The organism is Desulfotruncus alcoholivorax DSM 16058 (assembly GCF_000430885.1).
Lineage (GTDB): Bacteria > Bacillota > Desulfotomaculia > Desulfotomaculales > Desulfallaceae > Desulfotruncus > Desulfotruncus alcoholivorax.
Genome location: NZ_AUMW01000006.1, coordinates 99,386 through 121,288, shown reverse-complemented (window position 1 = coordinate 121,288; position 21,903 = coordinate 99,386). Strand labels below are relative to the sequence as shown.

Sequence of the window (21,903 nt, the reverse complement as noted above, 5' to 3'; positions counted from 1 at the left end):
GGTGTGTCCCCTTTCCTTTTAATAACAGTTTTAAAGGAAGTGGTATGGTGGACACGGGCTTTTCTTTCATTCACGCTGCCGATTTGCATTTGGACAGCCCTTTTCGCGGCTATGCCGGCATTGACTGTGAAGAAGAAACAAGGGAAAACATTCTGCGGCAGCTAAGGGACGGCACATTTTTGGCCCTGGATAACCTGGTGCGGGCCTGCATTCAAAACCAGGTGGATTTCCTGGTGCTGGCGGGTGACGTTTACGACCAGGCCGACCGCAGCCTGCGGGCACAGTTGCGCCTGCGGGACGCCTTTGCACGATTGGCTGCGGCCGGGATTCCTGTTTTTGTGGCTCACGGCAACCACGACCATAGCGAAGGGTTTCAGGCCGCGCTGGCCTGGCCGGACAATGTACACATTTTCGCACCGGGCGAGGTTGAGGCCCGGCCGGTGACCCGCGGCGGCAAAGAAATAGCCCGGGTCTACGGCATCAGCTACCCGCGGCGCGACGTTTCCCAAAACTACGCCTCAATGTTCAGGCGGGACCTGTCCGCGCCCTTTGCCGTGGCCGTACTGCACTGCAACGTCGGAGGCAATTCCGAGCACGCCGACTACGCCCCCTGTAGCCTGGAAGACCTGGCGGCCGGCGGTTTCGACTACTGGGCGCTGGGGCACGTGCACCGCAGGCTGACCCTCAAAGAACACGGTCCCTGTGTGGTCTACCCCGGCAATCTGCAGGGGCGGGGGCCGCATGAAACAGGGGCCAGGGGCTGCTATCTGGTCCGGGTTAAACCAGGCGGCCTGGCTGAGCTCAGTTTCCTGGAAACCGACACAGTACGCTGGGCCACTCAACGGGTGTCGATACAAGGCTTGGGAACTGAGCAGGAGCTGCTGGAAAGCCTTGATGCCGGCCTGGCTGAGCTTAGCCGTGCCCACGGGCAGCGTTCCCTGGTGGCGCGGCTGGAACTGGCGGGCCGGGGCCCGCTGCACCGGAGGCTGCAGCGCCCCGGCGCCCTGGATGGACTGCTGGAGGAATTGCGGCGCCGGTTTACCGGCCCAAGCGGGAGGTTTGTCTGGCCGGAGTCGATCCGGCTCCGTACCGCGCCGGAAGTGGACAAGGAGTCATTGCGGGGCAGCCGGACCCTGTTGGGAGACCTGCTGGAAATAGCCCGGGAGGCCCGCTGTGGCGGCCGGCTGCGGGATCAATTGGCGGAAGCGCTGGCCCCGCTGCAGGGACGGGCTGCCCGGTTTATTCAACTGCCGCAGGGAAAGGATTTGGATGAATTAATCGAGGCTGCCGAAGAAATGGCGCTGGACTTGCTCTGGGAGGAAGATGCGCGTTGAGGCTGAGTGGCTTATACATATACAACTACGGTGTATTAACCGGTTTTTCACTGACAGATAACCAGCTATCCGGTGGCCTCAGCATTATATTCGGGCTGAACGAGGCCGGCAAATCGACATTGCTTTCCTTTATCAGGGGTGTACTGTTCGGTTTTAAAACCGAAGGCAACCTGGCCAAACCTGTGTGGGGCGGGGAAGCCGGCGGCTACCTTTTACTGGAGGACAACGGAGATATTTACCGGGTTGAGCGCAGCGGCAAGGGGAACGGCAGTGTCGCGGTTGAGCTGCCCGGCGGCGGCAGGGCCGGTGAAGAACTGCTGAAAACACGGCTGCTCCGGGGCCTCAGCCCCGTTTTGTTTAAAAACGTCTTTGCCTTTGGCATCGATGAATTGCGCAGGCTGGAGGAACTGGAAAGGGATGAAATCAGCGCCTACATTTACGGCGCCGGGACGGGAACAAGTCCCCGGCGGCTGGCGGATGCCGCCGCCGCCCTGGAAAAGACCGCCGGAGAACTTTATAAACCGCGGGGCAGAACCCCACGGCTGAATAAGTTGATTTTGGAACTGGAAGAGCTGGATCGCAAGATAAGAGAGTTGGAGCAGCAGCCCGAGCGCTACTTTAAGCTGCTGGAAGAGCAGCGGCAGTTGGAGCGGGACCGGGACCGGCTGCGGGAACTGCAGTCTGAACGACAGGCGAGGCTGCGGCGCCTGGATTATTTGCTCAAAGCCCGGGCGCCCTGGAACGACCTGCGGCAATGCCTGGCCCAAATGGAGCGTCTGCCTGTGATCCCGGCCTTTCCCGAGCACGGTACGGAAAGGCTTGGCGAGCTTGAGGCCAGGCTTAACGCCAAGCAGGAAGAAGTCCTCGGCTGGTCCGGTAAAATCCAGGCCCTGCAGAAAAAGCTGGCTTCAATTACGGTGGAAGAACAGATCGTTGCCGCCGCCCATAGCATTGATGAACTTGACAAGGAGCGGTCCCTTTACCTGGAAAAGAAACAGAGTCTGATTGAACTGGACGCCCGTATTGCTGAAATAGAGAAAACGGCCCGGGAAAGGATGGCGATGCTGGGCCCGGGCTGGGATGAGGCAAGGGTGCTGGCACTGGACACATCCCTGGCGGCTAGGCGGCGGGTTGAGGATCTGGCGGTGCGGTCTGCGGCACTGGAGCAACAGAAAGCAATTGCCGCCAACCGCCTGGAAACCTGCCGAAAGGAATATGACCGCACCAGACTGGAGCAGGAAAATACTGCCGCTCAGCTGGCCGGCTTGCCGCCGGCATCCGGGAACAAGGTTAAAATTGAAGAGAAAATGGAACTCCTGGATCAGGCGGTTGCCGGGCTGGAACAGCTCAACCACGGGCAGGAATTGAGGGAAATACAGCAAAACAGGCTGCAGGAAATTTATCACCGCCTGGAGCGCAATTTGCTGCAGCAAAAACAGGCCGCACAAAACAAAGTGCTTGTCGTGGCCGTGATTGCGGCTGTACTGATGGGCTGCTCGGGGTTTTGGATGATTTACTCCAATTTGCCCTATGGCCTATGGGTCGGTAGTGCCGGCCTGTGCGCCCTCCTGCTGCTGGGCGGCCTGAACTGGATGCAGGCCAAAGAACGCCGGGATAAGTTGAAAGAACTAAGTGTGGAAGCGGAGGAACTGGGAAGAACGAGAGAAAACCTGGCCAGGGCAATAGAGCGTTTGGACCGGAGCATCAAAACGGCCTCAGAACAATTAAGCCGGGCCGAGGCGGTTTTTAAAGGCGGGAAAAAGCTGCAAAGGGAGGAGATTCCCGCCCTCAGGCGCCGCTTTATGGAAGAACGGGACAACCTGCGCCGGAAACTGGAACTGGCAGCCCGGCTGGAAAATAACGAAAAAGGCCTGGCCGCGGCAGAAAGGGAACTGCGGCAGGCGGAAACCGATTTGGAACAAATAACAAGAAATCTGCACCAGGTGCAAATAGAATGGGAAAAATGGCTTAACGGCATGGGATTGTCCGGGCTGACCCTCTCCGGGGCGGCCGGCTTTTTGTCCCTGGCCGAAAAGGCGGCGGATGAACTGAAAAAATTACGGCTGGAAAGGCGGGCCGCAGAGCAGACCAGGCGCTATGTAACAGATTACGAGGACCGGGTTAACGGGCTGGCCGCGGCCCTTGGACGTGGTATGGTGCCAAGGGAGGAAGTGGCGGGGCGCGTGGCCGGAATGGTGGAATATCTACGGGAGCAGCAAAAAATGAAGGCGGAACTGGACAGGTGCCGTGCAGACCTGGAACTGGCGCTGGCCGGTCAGAAAACCGCCGGTGAGGGACTGCAGCTGGTGCGGGCAAAAATCAAAGAGCTGCTGGATATGGGCGGCGCCGTGGACCATGAAGACTTCCGTCATCGCGCCGCGGCCTACCGTGAGCGCCGAGAGCTGGCCGGAAAGGCGGAGGACCTGCGCGGGCACCTGCTCAATATTGCCGGCACGGCGGCGGAACTGGCCGAATTGGAGCGAGAGCTGGAACAAACCAAAAAATCAAGTCACGAAGAAGAGTATGACAGAATCAAAGCTGAGCTGGAAAGCGGGGAAAAGCAGCTGGCAGTTTTGGGCGATGAACTGGCGGCCGTCAAACAGGAGATGAAAATACTGGAGAGCGGCGAAGAACTGGCCCGGGCCAGGCAAAAGAGGGAAATGCTGCGTGAAAGCCTGGCGACAGGGGCCAGGGAATGGCAGGTTGCCGTGCTTTGCTCCACCTTGCTGGACCTGGCCCGGGAAAAGCACGAGCGGGAGCGCCAGCCTGCCGTGCTGGCCCACGCTTCCCGGTTAATCAGCCCGTTGACCGGCCGGCGCTATAACCGGGTATTGTCCCCGGTGGGTTCACCGGCGGCCCTGGAGGTGGAAGAGCCGGCCGGTCGCCGGGTCGGCGCCTCCGCGTTAAGCAGGGGTGCGGCCGGCCAACTGTACCTGGCTTTAAGGCTGGCCCTGGCCTGTCACTTTTGTTCGGTGGCAGTCCCCATGCCGGTAATACTGGATGATGTCATGGTGGATTTCGACAGCCACCGGCTGCGGGGCTCGTTACAAGCGCTGGGCCGGATTGCCCGGGAGCACCAGGTGCTGCTGTTCACCTGCCACAACCATATCGTTGAAGCCGCCAAAGAAATTGTAACCGGATTAAACCTGGTATTGATGGACGGCGGCAGGAAAACGGCCCCAAGTCAATAATTGCATATGACGGTTTATTAACCGCGGCGCGGGCCGGGGCATAATATGGAATAGAAACAAGAAAAGTAACTACACAGGAGACAGGAGTCAGAATAAGAAAACCGGCGAAAACATTTGAAGACTTACTGGTATGGCAGAAGGCGCATTTGTTCGTGCTTGCGGTTTATCGTTTATCCGCATTTACGAATTCTGAATACCTGAATAGTAACCAAGAAAATTGACATTGCCGGTCAATAAAAGCTATAATTTATCTGGTTAAACCAGGCAGGAGGTATTAGGCAAATGACACGGTTATTCGGCACCGATGGCGTACGCGGCGTAGCCAACAAAGACCTTACCCCGGAACTGGCCTTTAAACTGGGCCGCGCAGGGGCGCACGTGCTGGCGCAAAACGGCGGCAGTAAAAGGTTGGTGGTGGGCCGTGATACCAGGATATCCGGTGATATGCTGGAGGCGGCGCTTTCCGCGGGTATCTGCTCCGCCGGTGTGGATGTACTCAGTGTCGGTTTTCTACCAACCCCGGCCGTGGCCTATTTGACCAGGGAATTGGGCGCCGCCGGCGGCGTGGTTATTTCCGCTTCCCACAACCCGGTGGAGGACAACGGGATCAAATTTTTCGGGCCCAGCGGCTATAAGCTGCCTGACGAAAAAGAAATGCAGATCGAACAGCTGGTTACCGGCGCCGGTGCCGAAATTCCATCCCCGGTGGGGCCGGCTGTCGGCAGGATTAACCGGGTGGAGGACGCTGAAGACTGCTATGTCAACTTCCTCAAAAGCACCATTTCAGTGGACCTTAAAGGCTTGAAAATCGTGGTGGACTGCGCCAACGGCTCCTCCTACCGGGTGGCGCCCCGGGTGTTAAGGGAACTTGGCGCCGAGGTTATACCGATAAACCACACCCCTGACGGGGTCAACATTAATGAAAAGTGCGGTTCCACCCACCCTGACAAGCTGCGGGAAACGGTAGTGCGCGAGGGAGCCGACCTTGGCCTGGCCAATGACGGAGACGCCGACCGGCTGATAGCTGTCGACCACCAAGGCAACCTGGTGGACGGTGACCAGATCATGGTCATCTGCGCCAACCATTTAAAGGCCCAAAACCGCCTGCCCAAAAACACCGTGGTGGTAACAGTGATGAGCAATTTGGGGCTGCACCTGGCTATGCGCGAGTCCGGCATCGAGGTGCTGCAGACCAAGGTGGGAGACCGGTATGTGGTGGAGGAACTATTGCGCACCGGTGCCGTTTTCGGCGGGGAGCAATCCGGGCACATCTTATTCCTGGAGCACAGCCCTTCCGGCGACGGTGTTTTAACCGCGCTGCAGCTGCTCTCCGTGGTAAAAGCCACCGGGCAAAGCCTGGCCGAACTGGCCGCCCGGATGGAACGGCTGCCGCAGCTGCTGGAAAATGTGCGGGTTGCAGATAAACAACGGGTCATGTCCAGCCCGGTACTGGCCAAAAGCATCCGGGAGATGGAGGAACGCCTGGCCGGGCAAGGGCGGATACTTGTACGCCCATCCGGTACGGAGTCGTTGGTGCGGGTAATGGCGGAGGGCAGGGACATGGACCAATTGCAGGAGATAGTGGGTGAGCTGGTGAATATAGTTAAGCAGCTATAAACCTGTAATACTTGATGATTTGGGTTATTGATGATATGATGTTTTAATTGAAGCGTCTTATTGGATGCTTGAATTAAGGCAGGATGAAAGGCGGTGGTGCTGCAATAATATTGCCTTGAACGGCAAATCCTTTGACAACTGAATTGAAGCGCCAGAACCCGGCAGCCGGGTTGACGAGGTGGGAGTTTATCGAAGTTTTCGGCGGATGCTCCCCGGTTTGGCCATAACCGATAAAGGCACTGCAAATCCCGCGGGCAACCGCGGGGACAAAGGGTGCCGGTGGCCGCAAAAGGCATATTGATGCGGGAAATGCCGTCGATACAGTTATGCTCTGATGACGGTATTTTTGTGCCCAAAACCATGCCTGGGGCCGGTACGCCCGGGCATTTGTTTTTTCTCAGGAGACAGGAGTCAGGAGTCGGGAGTCAGAATGAGAGAACCGGCGAAAACATTTTCTCGTGGTATTCTCAATTCCGCCCTGAAACCTAAAAAGAGATGTGTGAATTCTAGATACCTGGATAGTAACGAGATAATAAATTGATTTATATCGGAGGTTTTATAATATGTGCGGTATAGTAGGATACCTGGGCGGCCGCCAGGCAGCCCCGATACTGCTGGAAGGACTGCAAAAGCTGGAATACCGCGGCTATGATTCCGCAGGCATTGCGGTAATTCAGAATAATGCTATTGAAATCTTAAAAAAATCGGGCAAACTGGCCCAGCTTCGGGCGCAAATGAACGGCTACATGCCTGAATCAACAGCCGGCATCGGGCATACCCGCTGGGCTACACACGGGCGCCCCAATGACGTCAATGCCCACCCGCACCTGGACTGCCAGGGGCGGTTTGCGGTAGTGCACAACGGTATTATAGAAAACTACCTGACCCTAAGGGAATGGCTGATCTCCCAGGGCCATGTGTTCCGGTCTGAAACCGATACGGAAGTGTTGCCGCACTTGCTTGAGGAATTTTACATGGGCGACATGGTGGAAACCATCCAGAGGGTAATTAAAAAAGTTGACGGGTCCTACGCCATGGTAGCCCTGGCGCTGGACGAACCAAACCGGCTGGTGGCTGCCCGCCACGACAGCCCCCTGGTTGTGGGCTTGGGCGAGGGGGAAAATTTCCTGGCCTCGGATATTCCCGCCCTGCTCAAACATACCAGAGAAACCTACATCCTGGAGGACGGGGAAATTGCCGTTTTAACCAGGCAAGATGTCGAGGTGCTGGACCATTCAGGCCGGCGGGTGGATAAAAAAGTTTTTCATGTTAAATGGGAAGCCGCGCAGGCCGAAAAGGGCGGCTACGACCATTTTATGCTCAAAGAAATACACGAGCAGCCCCGGGCGCTTAAAGACACCCTGAGCGGGCGGATTGCCCAGGACGGCAGCCGGGTAATATTAAATGAAATCAACATCCCGCAGGAACAGCTCCAACAAATCAACAAAGTTGTTATTACCGCCTGCGGCACCGCATTTCACGCCGGCCTGGTCGGGAAAAACGTCATTGAAACACTGGCCGGAATACCGGTGGAAGCCGATATCGCCTCCGAACTGCGCTACCGGAACCCGCTGATAGATGCAAATTCACTGGTGATAGTGATCAGCCAGAGCGGTGAAACCGCCGACACGCTGGCGGCGTTGCGGGAGGCCAAAAGAAAAGGGGCCCGGGTAATTGCTGTGACCAACGTGGTTGACAGCTCCGTGGCCCGGGAAGCGGACGATGTGCTTTATACCTGGGCCGGCCCGGAAATCGCAGTGGCCTCCACCAAGGCCTACATCACCCAGCTGCTGTCCATGTACCTGCTGGGCCTGTACCTGGCCCAAAACAGGGGCACATTAAAGGACAGAGAAATAGCGCAAATAATAACGGATTTGCGCAAACTGCCGGATAAAGTGGCATCCATTTTGGAAAACGGCACCAACATCAAAGAATTTGTCCGGGAACATTGCAACTGCGAGAACGCCTTCTTTATCGGCAGGGGCCTGGATTATGCCGTGGCGATGGAAGGCTCTCTGAAACTGAAGGAAATTTCCTACATCCACGCCGAAGCCTACGCTGCCGGCGAATTGAAACACGGCACCCTGGCCCTGATCGTGAAGGATGTGCCGGTGGTTGCCTTGGTAACGCAGCAGGCGCTATACGACAAAACCGTAAGCAACATTAAAGAAGTCAAGGCCAGGGAAGCCACGGTGCTGGCGGTGGCCACCCGCGGGCTGGAGGAAGTGTCCAAGGTGGCCGACGAGGTGCTGTACATTCCGCGTACCCACCAGATGCTTACACCGATCCTGGCGGTGGTGCCCCTGCAGCTGCTGGCCTATTACATGGCCGTGTCCCGTGGCTGCGACGTGGATCAGCCGCGGAATTTGGCCAAGAGCGTGACAGTGGAGTAGGTGCTTTGTTATTCATATTTGCTTGTGTCTTTTTGCAATAAACTCCGCACCTACTCGGAAATCCGTTTCGTGAACGAATGAAAAGACAAAAGAAAAATAGAATCGAAAAAGGCTCTTAAGCCTTGAAAATAAAGGGGGAGAGGGGAATAAAGAAAGAAATATTCCACCTCCTCCCTTTTTTATTACACACATGGAAGGAATGACTTTATTTCAAAGGCTGGAAGCCTTCAGGTTAAAGGAATACGGGCTACGGAACAACTTTATTCCATGCTCCTTTACCCTTAATCCAGAGTAAAACTCTATTCCATTTCATTTGAAATTCTTAAACCTATTTCACGGAATAACTTTATTTCATGGCAAAAGATGGGCACTACGGAAATCAAGGATTGAGAGAGGGGGGAGGGAAAGGATTTATTTCAAATATACATCACCCCTTTGAAACCAATTTGCGGGGGTGATTTTTCTTTTCCTGCTCCTAAAAACATAAAAATAGCTAGTTATGGGTAACGGGGGGGATTTTGGAGTAAAAAATCTGAAAATAGCAAAGCTAGCTAGCACGTGAAACCACAAACAAATTACGTGCTAATTTTTTTAAACTGGTTACATCTTTGGAATTTACTAGATAAAGTAGGCATTTTTATTTAGTTTCCGAAGATTTTCATGAATTTTACGGCCGTTACCCTTGTGGCCTGGTTGAGCTCCGCGCTTTCTTTTGGAATGATCATTGAGAGGCAGCACATTATTCTGGGGAGTAGCCGGCTCAGGTTGGTTATCATCAACAGATGCAGGCACAGTCTTGTCGTCTTCTGAGGGAACAGCGGAACTTTCAGATGAAGCAGTTATTTCCGTGGCTGTAAGATTTTCCGAATCAACTGTATTAATCTCTGGATTTTTTTCCGAAGAACGGCCAAACAACATGTGTGCGAAATGATTTTTTACTCCAGTCAATTGCTCAAGCTTTTCAGCTAACCGCTGGTTCTCTTCAATAAGAATGACGATCATTTTGTTCTTTTCCATGAGTTGGCACAGTACAGGGTATCTATCTGCTGCCGGACAGTTAATTGAAGAAAGGGATGCGGTTAACACTTCTCAAAATGACCTGGTTATAATGCCTTACTTTTGATAATCTATAATTACCACCAATAAGAAGGATATTTTCTCCATGGCATAATGTTTATTAACAGCATTGAAATAACTACCATAAGTAGTGATCCAGCGGCAACAGTAATCAACACAAATTTTAATCCAAATCCGCCGAATATAGCAATGTATAATGTCCCCCCGGCGGGTGGGTGTATAGTTCCGGTTAACATCATTAAAATTATTGCTATCACCAGGGCAATGGTTAAGGAGTACCAATTGGCGCCTAAAACAGATTGTGTCAGAACACCGATGGTTGCTGACAAAACATGACCACCGATTATGTTGCGTGGCTGAGCCACCGATGACTGGTGATTTGTGTATAATAATACTGCGGAAGCCAAAAAAGACGGAATTAAGAGTGGAAGATTAAAGTAAAAGCTTATCCATGCTATTACCCCAATACTGCCAAATATTGTCAAAACAAGTGTAAACAGTTCTCTCAGGTTAAAATATTCCCTTTTCCTTTTATACAGTTCAGTGCCGCACATTTTTGCAAAATAGTTCTTTATTAGATGCTTTGCTCTTAAAATAAGTGCTTTCTTGCCCAGTGCATGAGTGTTTTCAGTTTGCCTCGCCGTCGGTTTAGAATTCATGGTTTTCCTTCTTCATTATAAGAAATTTAAATAAATCTGCGCACAAACAATTATACATGAAACGGAAAATGATATTATTTTTTACACAATACCAAATATAACTTTGAGCTTTAGAACAATCCGCAAACATAAAATTCATATAACAATATAAATTTATTGCTAAATATCGGGAAAATCCGGTAAAGCTATGAATTTACCCTAAAAATGGTGATTACTGACCGGTTCCAGTATTTTCTTTATATAAGTTGAGCCACATCACGAGCCTGATACATTATCTCTGCCGATAATAAGGTTACCTGAGGCCAGCAGTCCAGAAGCACATATATCATGTGCCTTTTTCTCCGTTGGCCTGCAGGTAAGCATTATCGTCAAAAATCTGGTTCACCGGCAATCGCACTTCTTTTGCATGTATGGCGACATAACTGCTATCTTGAATAACCTTCCATTAGCTTTATGTAGCCAGCCTCCAGTCCTATAGAGTCAATCTGCACCGTAAGGTTACCTGACACAAATGTTCTTGAAAGCTAAAATACTGTTTACTATTGATTAGTACTCTTCAGTGCCTTATCAATTTGTTTTTGAAAAGGATTGGGCCGCGTTTGTTTTATAGAAGCGCAGCGGCAATGATGGGTGTGCCCGCAAGGCTTGACTTTTTCCCGGTTAGTGGTTTGTTCCGCCTGTCTGGAGGTGATGATGCTGAACATGTTTACCGGTGCGGCTTTTACCACTCCACCACAATGTACGCACAGGAGTTCCAGCCCTTTTTGGGTTTCATAATCCACTAGCACTTCGTAGCTTGCGTCACATTCGGTACAAAAAAAGTCATATATCGGCATAATCAACCTCCTCGTTTGTTGAATCGGACTTAGATAAACCTTTTGGAAGCCAAGCTAATTGAGACGTTTATATATCGTAGGGGTGCACCCTTGTAATCACCCTTACGATAAAATACTGATTTGATTTAAGCATTTGCTGCAATGTGCTCTTTTACCAACGAAACCGCAGCGTTCGCATCAGAACCATACCTTATGCCTATTTGCGCGGCAAGCTGCTCATTCATCGCAGCGCCACCGGTCATTACCAGATATTTGTTGTATTTGCCTTGCTCTTTTAGCATTTTAACGGTCTTTTCCACATAAGCAACAGATGAATTGGTCATAACCGACATGCCGATGGCTACAGCATTATTGGCTTCCGCCGCTTTTATAAACTCTTCGGGGTTAACGTTCTTGCCGAGATCAATAACATTAAAGCCGTTCGCTTTCAACATAAGGACCACGAGGTTCTTACCGATGTCTTGGGTGTTACCACGTACCAGACCCATTACAACGGTTTCTTTTTTCCCGTCTTTTAAACCCGATGCTTCCATCAGTGGAACAAGAATAGGCATGGCCTTATCCATGGTCTTGGCCGACTTGAGCATGTCGGTGATGAAGCGCTCATTACGCTCATACATGTCGCCAACCATTTTCATCCCAAGGCACAGACCGTCAAATATAATCTGCTGGGGAGTTAAGCCAAGTTCCAAACCTTTTTGGGTCCACTCTACTACCTTGTCACCGTCATATTCCATGATTGCATCGGCCAGGTTGTAATAAACCTCTTCCTCAGGAGTTTTCTTCATCTGAGTCTTTTTAATCCCCATTCTGACTCTTTGATCGTCATCGATTGAGATTTTGCGCATGCCCGGGTGTTTAGGATGGCCGGCCAGATAAACATTGCTTAGGTCGCCGAGGGCCTCAATGTCTATCGGGTACTTGATTGACGCACAAGTATCGATCAATGCGCGCATATTTTCTTCAGGCACGGTCCAGTCAATATCACAACCAGGCATACAAACAAACCCGCCATTGTACCCAACCTCTACAGCAAGCTTCTTGACCTCCCTGGCAACATCTTCGGGGGTGCCATGGGTAAGGGTCGAATACGGACTAAGGGTACCCATAAGAGATAATTTGTCCCCTATAGCACGTTTTGTGTGATCAGCCCCGGGGTACATATCCCCGTTAAAATTCAAGGAGCCGTTGGCGGCAATGTCGGACCAGATGGGTTGGGTAAAGGTACAAGTATGAGTAAACCCGATACCGCCAATTTCTTTAATGTAAGCGAATAACCTCTGTTGGTAAGGCAAGCCGAATTCACGATACATTTCCGGCGGCAATATATCACATGAGCAAAATGGATCCAGAATATTGCAAACATCTATACCGGCTTCGAACATCATTCGGCAGATGTTTTTACAGACGTCAAGACATAACTCTATAATCTCCTTGGCATAATCCGGATCCTCGGCCAAATAGGTAAAAAATTCATCGGTGCCGGTAACCAGCTGAGCGGTGGTAATAGGACCGCCAACTGGAGTAGCCAGCGCATGGGTATCTTTCCAACCTTCCTTAACGAAGGTTCTTATTTCTTCTTGTATTGCTCTCAAACGGCCCTTTTCCGGATCAAAACCCTTAGATAAGTAGTTATCTTTTAGACGGTAAAAAGCCTCTTTTGTAGGTGCGGGGTGTTCAACCAGCGAGGGTTGCGCATAGGGCAGATAATCTAATACGGCGCCCAGGTTCTCTACCGGGGTAAACAGGTCGGTGCCTGCGAGCACCACATCCCCACCGAACTTTTGATGCGCTTTAATTTTGGCTTTAGCCATTGCCTCACCATCAAGTAAAACCTCATCAACCCTGACGCCCCCCTCGCGAATACCCCGTGTCATCAATAATGGGGTTACGGGTAACTGATCCGGTAGCTCCTTCATGGTAACAGCCGCAAAAACTCTTTCCCGGCTGGTCATCTTTGATGGGCTCATTTTATTCACTCCTTAATAAATTTTTTCAGCGCTGTTCAAAATATTAGGGGTTTATGTGCTCATGTTTGCCTCGCCTCCTTATTGCCAAATTAAATTGCTTTTGTAACGGTGCTGCGAGTGACGATGCGCTTGATGTTAAAGGGCCGGCAACTCCCTCGATAGGGTTTTCTCAATCGCCTCCTCAATAATGCTTCGAACCGGGCCAATGCGGCGCAGATCTTCAAAGCCGTCCTCGGAAAGATTTCGGATAAAAGCAGCCCCACGAACAGCTGCAAGCACTTCTTCAGCTGAAGACATATTATCCATGGGTCCTGCAATTACAGGCGCGCTTTGGGCCAACTCAGTAATTAACAATGCAATGCCCGCCTTATCCTGATTCGCCACGGCCTCGCCCAAAGCACACAGGTCATTTGACCCATGCAGTACAACAGAACCAGGCAGTTCCCTGCGCAGTCGCATAACATCCATTCCTTTGGCATAGGTGTCCAGGTTCACTATCTCAACGCTTAAATCAGCAATATCAGGTAGGATAGGGCTAATAGCTCCACAACTGTGAAAGCAAATGGCGGCTGGGGTTAAGTTTCGAAGGCGTGTCAGTAAAGTACGCAAACGGGGACGTACATAATTTCGAAAATCCGATGGAGAAAAAAACATACTATCCTGATAGCCCAAATCATCGTTATAGATGATAATATCTGGTTGCTTATCAAGTGATGTCAGCATATACTCATAGGCGCTTATAATCGTTTCCAATGACCACTCAAGCAGCGCTGAAGCAACGCGCCGGTTTTCGGCAATATCTTCCATAAACTGCCACGCGTTGCGCAAAATAAAGCACATATCCAAAAGACCGGGACAAGGTGCATCAGCGATTACTATACTGTTGCTGGATAGTTCCGGTTCAACTTGCTGTACCGGCTGTAGCCATTGCGGCTTAGGGTGGCGCGCAATATCCGTAAGCCCCGCAGTTTCCAAAGGGTGTCTGATCGGTGCTAAATGTTCTTCGTCCCTCAGCCATTCTACGCCAAAGGCATCAATAAAACGTTCATCCTCTATCACCTGGGGATCATATAACAAACCGGTACGAATGAAGTCAGACCCCAAACGAATACAATCCGTTGGCTCCAAGGGTATCGTTTTGAAAATAGGATGCGCTAACGCCTTGTCTTTTTGCAATCGGGGAATTGCACCGGCCCGTATGCCGGTGAGGGATGTTGTACCAATGTCAATCAGCGGCACGCCGTTTTTTTTGCCGGAGAGCATTTCTTCTAACCGTGACCGGGGCGTCATCACTCTGTCACCTCTGACAATTTGAACATCTGCCATAGGGCGTGTCCTTCCGGCAATCTATGGCCGTCCAACTCCTGGGCCGCAAAACCATAAAACACTTCAGCCGTTGCCGCAACATGGGCTGCCATAGCAGCCTTCTCTATAATGCCGTAATGCAGATAATCTCCACCGGCTGCACGACAGGCTACAAGGGCTGCTGCCATTGACAAATTCACCCATTCCCGGCCAAGCCGGTTTATGCTGGTCCATTGTGGATAACAGTTAGAGAAGGCACAACCTGCCGGATAGCCGAAACGTTCCCGAACCGCCTGAATTTGGCGTATGTTTAAACCTATCGAAGGCGGATCCATGGTGCCCAAATCAACAATCGGGGTTGTAACACCAATCTCCTTTAACATGGGATGATAATAGTTTTCTATCATTTCGCAGCTTCCCTCGGGGGTGGGATTACTTATATCACTGGCTAGAATCATAACAGCTGCTGGGCGATATCGGCCAAGTAACTCCAGTTCTTCGTCTTCGGTGTCCTCATTCAGCGATGCATAGACAGATCGATCCAGAATGCCAAGTTTGGCAGCCACCTCAAGGCCAGCGATACGCACCTCAGCCTCAGTGGCATTTATCAACAATGGAAGGCTTGTACGTGAACTAACGAATTCCAAAAACCGTTTCATGGCTTCAGGAGAAGCGGCAATAACGTCGAATGCCATCTGTACACCGTACTGTTTACTAAGCTTGTTAACACGATCCACCAATAAAGCGGCGCGAGCTTCGTCAAATTCTCCAGCAAAGGGATCACAGACAATAGAGTGCTTGTCGTAGAAAATACTTCCCACCACCAAGCCTGTAGCTGACCCCAATGGTCCTCCTATAGTAGCGTTACCGATTTTAATTGCGTGATAATCTCCCACCCTCAATTCCTCCTTATATAGAGAGAGTATTTGTGATTGAACTTATGATGATTGCCGGTGCTGATAATCCCCCTTTTAGAAAATTGCAATGTGGTATATTTCCATAAGATCAGCGGTTTAAGTTCTGGTGGTTTTACCAACGGAACTTATAAAATTTGATATTGTCAAAATTATAAAATAGATAGAAATGTATGTCAATGTATTATATTGTATAAAACTGTATCATATAGCATAAAAACTTTTTTCAATCATGAATAAATTAACATATAGATGGAGATTTATTGAACGGTATAGAATGGTATGATATTATTATGAAGATAAGGCTGCCAAAGGAGAACCCGTTGCGATGAATAACGAATTGCTCACAGTTAACGAAGTGGCTGAAAAACTGCGCACCACGCCCAATACCATTTACAGGTGGCTCAGAGCCGGCAAGTTTCCTGGCGTTAAAATAGGCAAGGAATGGCGCATTAAAAGCGAAGTGCTGGAAGCCAAGCTGGCCGACTCACACCTGCCGGGGGAGATTTCATACCTGGATAAATTAAACTGCCGCCATGACCATATCATGGCTGTAACCTCCAGCGCATCAGAAGTTTACGACCTGGAGGCCGAATTCTTTAAAAGGGGCATGCGGGAAGGCCGGCGATTGTTCAAGGGCTGTTGGTGGCAAAACCGGGAAGAGGTGAGACGGGAGCTTTCAGTAAGGGGACTTGCCGTGGAGGAACTAGAAAAACGCAACATGCTGGCTATAGTTGATTTGGCTGATTCATTTAACAGGAATGGCGAAAAGGGACCCGTTCAAATCTGGCTTGAAGAGGCAGACAGATCCCTGGCAATGGGATATGAAGCCATGTGGGGGTCAGGCTCCCCCAACCTGCTCAGTTGCGGCGAAGATTTTTCCAAATTACTGAACTTTGAGCATTCCCTGGACGAATCTCTGGAAAAAGCGCCCATCGTAGGTATCTGCCCCTATGTGTTTAACATTGAAACAAAAGATTGTTTCAACTACTTTATTCATTTGATGAACCACCATAAAGGAGTCCTTTTTTACAGTAACGGCCCGGCCACTTTTTTTAGAAGAGAGACGTCGCAACTGTAAATTAAAGTCCGTACCGGCTTCAGATAAGGTCTACCGGCACAGGTTAACTAGTAGGAATGTAAGTGATATCGGCTACCCATACCTTATTCGGGGCTGGCACATTAAACCGACGGTTAAGCTTATTAACTCAAATTTTTTTTACGAAAATGTAATACTATGGTTTACCCTCAGGAATGCTTGAGCAATACAATGCCCGAGACCCATAAGGCCGAATTAAGATCCTTGACTCAAGGCGCGATTGGAGCGATAATGCGCTTTTAGAAAATAAAACTCGAGGACCGGCAAGATATATGGTTGAAAGGTGCTAAAATGCTAAAGCCAGGTATTTATGAGCAGGTGCTGAACAAGCTCATCTCAAAGGAAATAGAATCTTCTGAGTACATAGTAAAAAAAGGCCCCATTGATAGTGAAGAGTCTGCTAAAGTTCTGGCCGGTTATCTTGCCGGGGTTATTTTGCAGGGGCTGGCCAACATCAAGGATAAAGGCGGCAAGATAAGGGATCAGATCGCTGTCTGTAATGACCTGATAAATACAATAGTAGCAAGGGCAGGGGATGTCTCTCTTGCCGGCATGACGGTGGACAGGCGCGCCCAGATGCTGCTGGCCTTACTGGAGAGGAATAATTCAGCTTACGCAGTAAATGAAAAAGCTGATATTGTCCGGCCGGTAACCTCCATTGCGGCCAGTTCGCTGTTTACAGGGTCAGTGCATGAGCCCAGCATGTATTTGGAGCTTAAAAAGGAGATTTTAAGCTGTGACCGGATCGACATGCTGGTTTCTTTTATCAAGTGGAGCGGCCTGCGGATTATTATTGATGAGCTAAGGGAATTTAGCAGGCGGGGCAGGCTGCGCATTATTACCACCTCCTACATGGGGGCCACTGATGTTAAGGCTGTGGAGGCTCTGCGGGGGCTGCCCAACACTGACATCAAGATTTCTTATGAAACCAGGCGCACCCGTCTGCATGCCAAGGCCTATGTTTTTTACCGCCACAGCGGTTTTACCACAGCCTATGTGGGGTCGTCCAACCTCTCCGGCGCGGCCATATCGGCCGGGCTGGAGTGGAACGTGAAGCTAACCCAAAAAGACCAGCCCGACATTATCAAAAAGATTGCAGCTACCTTTGAAACCTATTGGAACGACAGGGAGTTCATTCCCTACCATGAGGGAGAAAAGCAGGCCCTGCAGCGTGCCATTGTGGCTGAGCGCTATACAACGGGGGAGAAAATCACCTTTAATTTTGATATCACACCATATCCGTACCAAAGTGAAATACTGGATAGGCTGGAGGCCGAAAGAAAGCTGCGGGGCCACTGGCGCAACCTGGTGGTGGCCGCTACCGGAACCGGTAAAACAGTGATTTCGGCCTTCGACTATAAGAGGTTTTGCAGCGCCAACCGTGGCCGGCCGAACCGCCTGCTGTTTGTGGCCCACCGGGAGGAAATATTAAAGCAAAGCCTGGCCTGCTTTCGCGCCGTCCTGAAAGACCCCAATTTTGGTGAGCTGTTTGTCGGGGGATCCACCCCGGGGAGCATCGAGCACCTTTTTATATCCATTCAGACCTTTAACTCCCGGGAGCTTGACAGTATTACCTCCCCTGATTTTTACGATTACATAATTGTGGACGAATTTCACCATACCGCCGCGCCAATTTATCAAAAACTGCTCACCCACTATCGCCCTAAGATTCTCCTGGGTCTCACCGCCACCCCTGAGCGCATGGACGGTAAAAGTGTACTTGAATACTTTGACCACCGCATTGCAGCAGAAATCCGCCTGCCCGAAGCCATAGAGCGAAAGCTGCTGTGCCCGTTCCAATATTTTGGCGTTACCGACACCGTGGATTTGGACGCCCTGCGCTGGGCCAGGGGAGGCTATGACCGGGGTGACCTGAACAAAGTTTATACCGGAAATGATGCCCGGGCCAGGCATGTGATCACCTCACTGGACCGGTATGTAACAGATATTAATGAGGTTAAGGGGCTGGGCTTTTGTGTTTCCATCGAACACGCCCGGTATATGGCTAAATTCTTTAATCACTTTGGCATCCCCTCCATAGCCCTGTCCGCCCAATCCTCAGATGAGGAAAGGAACAGCGCCCAAAGGCGGCTGGCCGGCGGGGAAATCAAATTTATCTTTGTGGTGGACATTTATAACGAGGGCGTGGATATCCCGGAAGTAAATACCATCCTGTTCCTGCGCCCCACCGAGAGCCTGACGGTTTTTCTGCAGCAGCTGGGCCGGGGCCTGCGCCTGCATGAGGATAAGGACTGTCTTACCGTTCTGGACTTTATTGGCCAGGCCAACAGAAGATATAACTTTGAGGATAAGTTTAAGGCACTGCTGATTAACACCACCCGTGGCCTGCAGCGCAACCTGAAGGAGGGCTTTGCCGGCCTGCCCAAAGGCTGCTTTATCCAGCTGGAAAAGAAGGCCCGGGAGTATATTTTAAACAACATTCGCAGCACCCTGGGACGGGTATCGGGGTTTGTCGCCAGGCTGGCCTCCTTTGAGGAAGATACCGGTGAGAGGCCCACACTGGCCAAATTCTTGGAGTACTACCACCTGGATGCCAGGGAGTTTTACAGCAAGACCTCCTTCAGCCGTTTGTCCGTCCTGGCAGGGATAAGGGAGGATTTTAACGATCCTGATGAAAAGGTATTGGGAAAGGCGCTGGCCCGCCTGTGCGCCATTGACTCCCGCCGGTGGATTTTATTTTTGCTAAAAATTTTACAGGCTGAAGAAACTATAGACGAAAATGCGTTAACTGAAGCAGAGCGTAAAATGCTGCTCATGGCCCATTACACCGTCTGGCAAAAACCCCTGCCCGGCAGCGGCTTTGCTACACTTGCCGGGAGCATGGAACGCATCAGGCAAAATACCGTCATGTTTGAGGAGATAATTGAGCTTTTACGCTACTGCTATGAAAAGATAGACTTCGTGGACCGGCCGGTAGATTTAGGCTTTAACAGCCCCCTGGACCTGCATTGCACCTATACCCGGGACCAGATTCTGGCGGCTGTGGGCTACTATACCTGGGACCGCATGCCCTCCATGCGGGAGGGTGTGAAATACCTGCCGGACAAGCAGCTGGATATATTCCTGATCACCCTGAACAAAGCTGATAAGCAATATTCGCCCTCCACCATGTATGACGATTATTCAATAAATGAATGGCTCTTCCACTGGCAGTCCCAGAGTACCACTGCTGAACACTCGCCAACCGGGCAGCGCTATATCAACCACCGCAAAAATGGCAGCCGGGTGGCGCTGTTTGTGCGGGAGTTTAAAAACGATGCCGCCGGGGCCGTGCCGTACACCTTCCTGGGTCTGGCCCAATATGTGCAGCATACGGGCACCAGGCCCATGAGTATTGTTTGGCGGCTGGAGCGGCCCATTCCGGCCAGGTTCCTGAAAAAGACCAATAAAATGATTGTGGGGTAAAGCGTTGAAAAGAGTAACCGCAGCCATCATTGAAAAGAACGGCCGGGTCCTGATTACCCAGAGGCCCAAGGAAGATAAACTGGGCTTAAAATGGGAGTTCCCGGGTGGAAAAATAGAGCAAGGGGAAACTCCGGAGCAGTGCCTGGTACGGGAGATTAAAGAGGAGCTAAACCTGGATATTAAAATAACGGAGCATTTCATGAACAGCAACTATCAATACGAAACCGGCGAGATTGAATTAATATGCTACTTGGCGGAGATTACCGGCGGGGAATTGAGATTGAATTTCCATGCGGCGGCTGAGTGGGTCGAAAGAGAGAAATTAAAAGAATTTGATTTTGCCCCGGCGGATATCCCGGTTTGGAAATGTTATGAGAAGGGCAGTGGATAATCACGGATTCTGTGAAAACGATAAAAGACGAACTGCAGCAGTATGCAGACAAAGAGAAGGCAGCATTCCGCACAATGCTGCGCTACGCCATAGAGAAATTTCCCGAAGACCTGAGGCAGCAGTTCTTGAAAGGCCTGGTTTAGCTGTGACCAGGCCAGTGAGCATTGAATTTGGCGACGAGGTGAACCAATCTAACCGGTTATACGACGAAAACGAGACCATTGTGTACATGGCATCGGTTGGCAGGACAAGGTAGACCTTGCCCCCAGCTTTTTTATTCCGCATAAATCATTTTCCTGGTCATCCCGCCATCAATCACCAGGTTGATTCTAAAAAGAATGAGTAAGTTAATTTCTGCTAGACGAAGACGGGAGCAGTTTGCCTTCTAGCCGCTTCATAAAGGATAAAAGGGAATGTGTGCTGTGCTATATACATATATAACGGGCTTTGGTACATAAATTGTTAATTTAGATTAAATAATTAATTCATTTTAACTTGAGTTCTACCCGGCCGGGGAACAGCCACCACCAGCCCGGCTACTCCGAGGGCGGCGGCAAAAAGCATTACCCCGTGGTAGCCCGTGTACTGGGCGATAATACCACCCAGAAGAGGCCCCAGGGCACTGCACAGGTTCAAGGTAGCCTGAAAAATACCACTGGCGGTACCCCTGTCCTCACCTGCCCTCAATACCAGCAGCAGTGCACCTACATAAAGGCAGGACCATGCCACCCCCAGCAGTAGCTGTACTGCTATCAGAGTTGTCAGCTTGCTTGCCAGGACATAGGCCACAAATACTATGATCGACAATACCTGGCCGAAAGCAAAAATTTTATTGGGGTCAAACCTCTCCAGATAGCGCATAACAACAAATTGCACAGCAAAGTTTATCCCCCAGAGTATGCCCACCCAGAACCGGTCCAGCCCCAGGGTTGCAAAATAAAGGGGTAGAATAATCCACACTGCCGCGGCCCCCAGATGGCGCAGAAAAACGGCCAGGTAGATGGGAAATCCAACTTTTACAACTTCCCTAAAAGAAGCGGCTTCTTTCTTGTTGCCACCCACACCAGGGCCGGTGGCTGAAGAGAAAAACAGAGAAAAAGAAAAAGCCACCAAACAGCACACAGCACTCGCCAAAAATAAAATGTCAAAATCCTTCAGCCAGGCAGCGCCCAGCGCCCCCGCAATCCAACCCAGTGACCCGTAGGAACTGAACCGCCCCATATCAGCCCCCGATTCGTAGGCATAAGCCATCAAGGCAGCCATGGTAACCCCAAGGGCAAAGCCAACCCCGGCCCTGACCAGGGTCAGAATGTATAAATTATGGGCCAGCAGCTGGGCCGCAAAGGCAATTATACAAAGTACAAGCCCGGATCGAACAAATGCCGTCCTTCCCCGCCGGTCCGACTGCCGCCCGAAATAAAGGGAGGATAACAGGTAAGCCCCACCATAAGCAGCACCAATTAAACCCACTTGAAAATCCGAAGCGCCCAGCCGGGCGCCCAAAAGAGGTATAAATATGGTTGAACCCTGGATGGCGATGTTTAATAAAAAGTTCACACAGGTAACCAGCACTACGGAGTTAACCTCCATGCCCATGCCTTCTTTCCGCAGAATATCATAAAACCTAAGATATCACTATGGCCGGATAATATCAAGGGGAAAAAGTAAAGCCTGGGTAAAACTCCTGGCTT

Annotated in this window: 15 protein-coding genes; 8 read left to right on the top strand and 7 right to left on the bottom strand. The window is 50.9% G+C overall.

Annotated features, from left to right (window positions below):
- The first annotated feature begins 47 nt into the window (after positions 1-47).
- The 4 genes from H569_RS0104070 (at position 48) to glmS (ending at position 8,535) form a co-directional block, all read left to right on the top strand.
- On the top strand, positions 48-1,334 hold the full coding sequence (locus tag H569_RS0104070) for a metallophosphoesterase family protein (RefSeq protein WP_169726446.1): 1,287 nt from the start codon (positions 48-50) through the stop codon (positions 1,332-1,334).
- On the top strand, positions 1,331-4,525 hold the full coding sequence (locus H569_RS22705) for an AAA family ATPase (RefSeq protein ID WP_027363954.1): 3,195 nt from the start codon (positions 1,331-1,333) through the stop codon (positions 4,523-4,525). The genes H569_RS0104070 and H569_RS22705 overlap by 4 nt, the downstream gene beginning before the upstream one ends.
- Positions 4,526-4,807: 282 nt before the next feature.
- Positions 4,808-6,142: a phosphoglucosamine mutase gene (gene glmM, locus H569_RS0104060; RefSeq protein WP_027363953.1), complete on the top strand. Its 1,335-nt coding sequence runs from the start codon at positions 4,808-4,810 to the stop codon at positions 6,140-6,142.
- Positions 6,143-6,705: 563 nt separating this feature from the next.
- Positions 6,706-8,535 carry a glutamine--fructose-6-phosphate transaminase (isomerizing) gene (gene glmS, locus H569_RS0104050; protein ID WP_027363951.1) on the top strand — a complete coding sequence of 610 codons (1,830 nt, stop codon included), beginning with the start codon at positions 6,706-6,708 and terminating at the stop codon, positions 8,533-8,535.
- 618 nt (positions 8,536-9,153) lie between these two features.
- Here the strand turns inward: glmS and H569_RS0104045 are convergent.
- The 6 genes from H569_RS0104045 to H569_RS0104020 form a co-directional block, all read right to left on the bottom strand.
- Positions 9,154-9,552: a hypothetical protein gene (locus H569_RS0104045; protein ID WP_034629415.1), complete on the bottom strand. Its 399-nt coding sequence runs from the start codon at positions 9,550-9,552 to the stop codon at positions 9,154-9,156.
- A 116-nt stretch (positions 9,553-9,668) separates the two neighbouring features.
- The gene (locus tag H569_RS19120; protein ID WP_051273226.1) at positions 9,669-10,271 is read right to left on the bottom strand and encodes an HPP family protein; all 603 of its coding nucleotides are present in this window, start codon (positions 10,269-10,271) and stop codon (positions 9,669-9,671) included.
- A 539-nt stretch (positions 10,272-10,810) separates the two neighbouring features.
- A complete protein-coding gene (locus H569_RS0104035) occupies positions 10,811-11,107 on the bottom strand; it encodes an FmdB family zinc ribbon protein (RefSeq protein ID WP_027363949.1) in 297 nt (98 codons plus the stop codon).
- Positions 11,108-11,232: 125 nt separating this feature from the next.
- Positions 11,233-13,077 carry an MtaA/CmuA family methyltransferase gene (locus H569_RS0104030; protein ID WP_027363948.1) on the bottom strand — a complete coding sequence of 615 codons (1,845 nt, stop codon included), beginning with the start codon at positions 13,075-13,077 and terminating at the stop codon, positions 11,233-11,235.
- A 135-nt stretch (positions 13,078-13,212) separates the two neighbouring features.
- Complete coding sequence (locus tag H569_RS0104025) at positions 13,213-14,403, bottom strand: uroporphyrinogen decarboxylase family protein (RefSeq protein WP_238492458.1); 1,191 nt, start codon at positions 14,401-14,403, stop codon at positions 13,213-13,215.
- A complete protein-coding gene (locus H569_RS0104020) occupies positions 14,367-15,278 on the bottom strand; it encodes a tetrahydromethanopterin S-methyltransferase subunit H family protein (protein WP_027363946.1) in 912 nt (303 codons plus the stop codon). Before H569_RS0104020 ends, H569_RS0104025 begins: the two co-directional genes overlap by 37 nt.
- A gap of 346 nt (positions 15,279-15,624) precedes the next feature.
- On the opposite strand from H569_RS0104020, the gene H569_RS0104015 reads away from it, so the two are divergent.
- The 4 genes from H569_RS0104015 (at position 15,625) to H569_RS23310 (ending at position 20,355) form a co-directional block, all read left to right on the top strand.
- Entirely contained in the window at positions 15,625-16,377 is a 753-nt protein-coding gene (locus tag H569_RS0104015) for an MEDS domain-containing protein (protein ID WP_027363945.1), read from the top strand.
- Between the two features lie 309 nt (positions 16,378-16,686).
- Complete coding sequence (locus tag H569_RS0104010; protein ID WP_027363944.1) at positions 16,687-19,821, top strand: DUF3427 domain-containing protein; 3,135 nt, start codon at positions 16,687-16,689, stop codon at positions 19,819-19,821.
- A 4-nt stretch (positions 19,822-19,825) separates the two neighbouring features.
- A complete protein-coding gene (gene mutT / locus H569_RS0104005) occupies positions 19,826-20,212 on the top strand; it encodes an 8-oxo-dGTP diphosphatase MutT (protein ID WP_027363943.1) in 387 nt (128 codons plus the stop codon).
- An 11-nt stretch (positions 20,213-20,223) separates the two neighbouring features.
- Positions 20,224-20,355 (top strand): hypothetical protein, encoded by a 132-nt coding sequence (locus H569_RS23310; RefSeq protein WP_257720084.1) that lies wholly within the window; start codon positions 20,224-20,226, stop codon positions 20,353-20,355.
- 337 nt (positions 20,356-20,692) lie between these two features.
- Here the strand turns inward: H569_RS23310 and H569_RS0103995 are convergent, their stop codons facing one another.
- On the bottom strand, positions 20,693-21,802 hold the full coding sequence (locus H569_RS0103995) for an MFS transporter (RefSeq protein WP_027363942.1): 1,110 nt from the start codon (positions 21,800-21,802) through the stop codon (positions 20,693-20,695).
- Positions 21,803-21,903 lie beyond the last annotated feature (101 nt).